The organism is Bacillus sp. AP50 (genome assembly GCF_040492675.1).
Taxonomy (GTDB): domain Bacteria; phylum Bacillota; class Bacilli; order Bacillales; family Bacillaceae_G; genus Bacillus_A; species Bacillus_A cereus.
This window is the reverse complement of the sequence record NZ_JBEUTW010000517.1, coordinates 1-2,289: the sequence shown is the minus strand read 5'-3', so window position 1 is coordinate 2,289 and position 2,289 is coordinate 1. Positions and strand designations below refer to the sequence as shown.

The following is a 2,289-nucleotide window of genomic DNA, read 5'->3' as shown; positions in this document are numbered from 1 at the left end:
ACCCTATCATGTAACAATCCATCAGTAAAATTATTATGCCCTATTACAAAATCCTTCATATATAAATTTAAATACTCACCGTACTTACTTTCTGTATTTAATAACAACTCCTCGACGTAATAAGCACCTTGTTCAAATTGATCTAAAAGTAAACTAGACAAGCCCGCATAAATTCCGCACCCTACCTGAAAATACGTTGCATTCGTTTTATATTTACGAAAAACTTGGCTACTATTCATTACATTATACATATATGTCTCACTATTTTCATAAACGAGTAACACACCGACCAAGTCCTCTCCAGCAACCTCTTCTTCCGCTGGATTAAACACTTTACGATTCCAGTTCCATAAATCTTCTACTTGATCTAAGTTCTGTCTAATTATATTTGTTGTATACTCATTAATTCGGTAAAGAAAACCAACTTCCATATTGAAGTTTTTCCCTAAAATTAATACTTCCTCATGTGGCATTAAACAACCATAGAATTCTTTTTCTCCTAACTTCACTTTATACTCTGAAGCATATACATCTTCATAAAAGTAAAGAGGCCGATGATGACTCATATACATCGGATAACTCCAGATTGCTTCATCTAAAAATCGCTCTACTGCCCATGAAGCATAAAGTGTATGTGGCTTTATAAGTGCTGTATCATGCAAAAACGACGTGTCATGTTCTACAATATAACATGCTCTTGGCCTTTCATTTGGTCGTTCCTTCATAAGCTCAACAACCATCCATTGAACAACACCTGGATTCATACCTGAACCTATAATCGCTTTTGTATTTGTAAATTTCTCTTTCTCCTTCTCAAACCTTGTATATCTTTCCGTAAGCTGAAAGCCGATTAAGCTGTCGTCCTGATCTACTGCTTCATTTTCCAAGGCTGAATTAATATAACAAATTCCTAATTCATTACAGCAGCTTAATACTCTAACTGTATCTGCCCCTGAAACATCAATCACAACACTCGTACTTTTTTCTTTTAAATGTTGTTTAAATTCCACTACATTTTGAAGGTTTATCTCATATAAATATAATTGATCTTTCAAATTCGAAAACAACTCATCGTAATAATTCCTATCTTTTTGTTTTATATCCACCAAATGAAATTTAGCATTCTTTAATACTTCATAAATTGGATCTTTTTCATTTGCTATCGCTTGATTTAAAATTGCTAAAACTGCTTTTGCTGCTCCACCAGCACTACCAAGCAATGTAATTGATAACGAATTCGGAAACTGCTCCACAAACAAAACCCCTTTAATAAATTAGTTGAGCAGCTCCTCCTCAAAAAATAAATTGAATACATAAAAAGATAGCTCGTACACAATTTTTATAAGTTAGTGCAAAGTTACCTTTTAAAAAATCACACTATACTATGTTTATATTCAATTCATTTTTCCCCTCATCTTCAAATTAAACTAAAACAAATAGGCTCGACCTTTTCTTCTGCATATAAAAGAAAAAGTCAGCCCTTCCAACTAATCTACGGACAATGGACGGATTTTACATGTTGAATATTCACATACATTTTTGCATCACGTGCTTTTGATATTTCAATATGACCTTCATCAATTTTCGCCATTTTTCCAATTTTATTGGACTCCTCACCTAAATCAAACACCATAATTTTCCCAGTCATTTTAATAAGCTGTTCTTCAAATGTTCTAGCTAATGTAATATTTAACGGATTTACGGGGAGTTCATTTTTATTGAGGGCATACGGTACTTGGTTTTCTTTATACGGAATTAACCATTTTAAATGCTTTAAAGATATATATACCGTTTTATAAACCGGACTATAAAAAACAATATAGTCGTTCATCACACTTGTAACATAACCATGTATTGGAGCATTTCCTGCTACATAAACTTCTGTAAAAATCCCTTTAGAAGTACTTAATACTTTTCTCAAAGAAATTGAAGGGGATTCCCTCTTAATTACAGAATCGACATCTGGTTTTAGTATGTCTTCGTCATGTGCTCTTAAAAATTTATAGTATTGTACATGATATAAAGATATATATACATAGTCTTGTCCATTGTAAAGAACAATAATGTCATTTCCTACGTCTATTAATATACCTTTAAACCTTTTTTCACCGATTAATTTAACATATATATTTTCCCCAATACTTTTGTTTAACTCATTCATCTATATCCTCCTTCCTATGAATTTCAGCTTTACTATCTTCCATTTCAAAAAAATAATCAGGGCAATGTTCTGTCTTAATAGTAAGTAATTCCTTTTCATACTATCGAAATAAGAAATTGTTCTTCTCT

Annotated in this window: 2 protein-coding genes; both read right to left on the bottom strand. The window is 31.9% G+C overall.

From position 1 onward, the window contains the following. On the bottom strand, positions 1-1,253 hold a 1,253-nt coding region (locus ABWK52_RS25775), incomplete at its 3' end, for an S-adenosylmethionine decarboxylase related protein (protein ID WP_353772223.1). Positions 1,254-1,492: 239 nt separating this feature from the next. Continuing rightward, entirely contained in the window at positions 1,493-2,161 is a 669-nt protein-coding gene (locus ABWK52_RS25770; RefSeq protein WP_001004266.1) for a hypothetical protein, read from the bottom strand. Positions 2,162-2,289 lie beyond the last annotated feature (128 nt).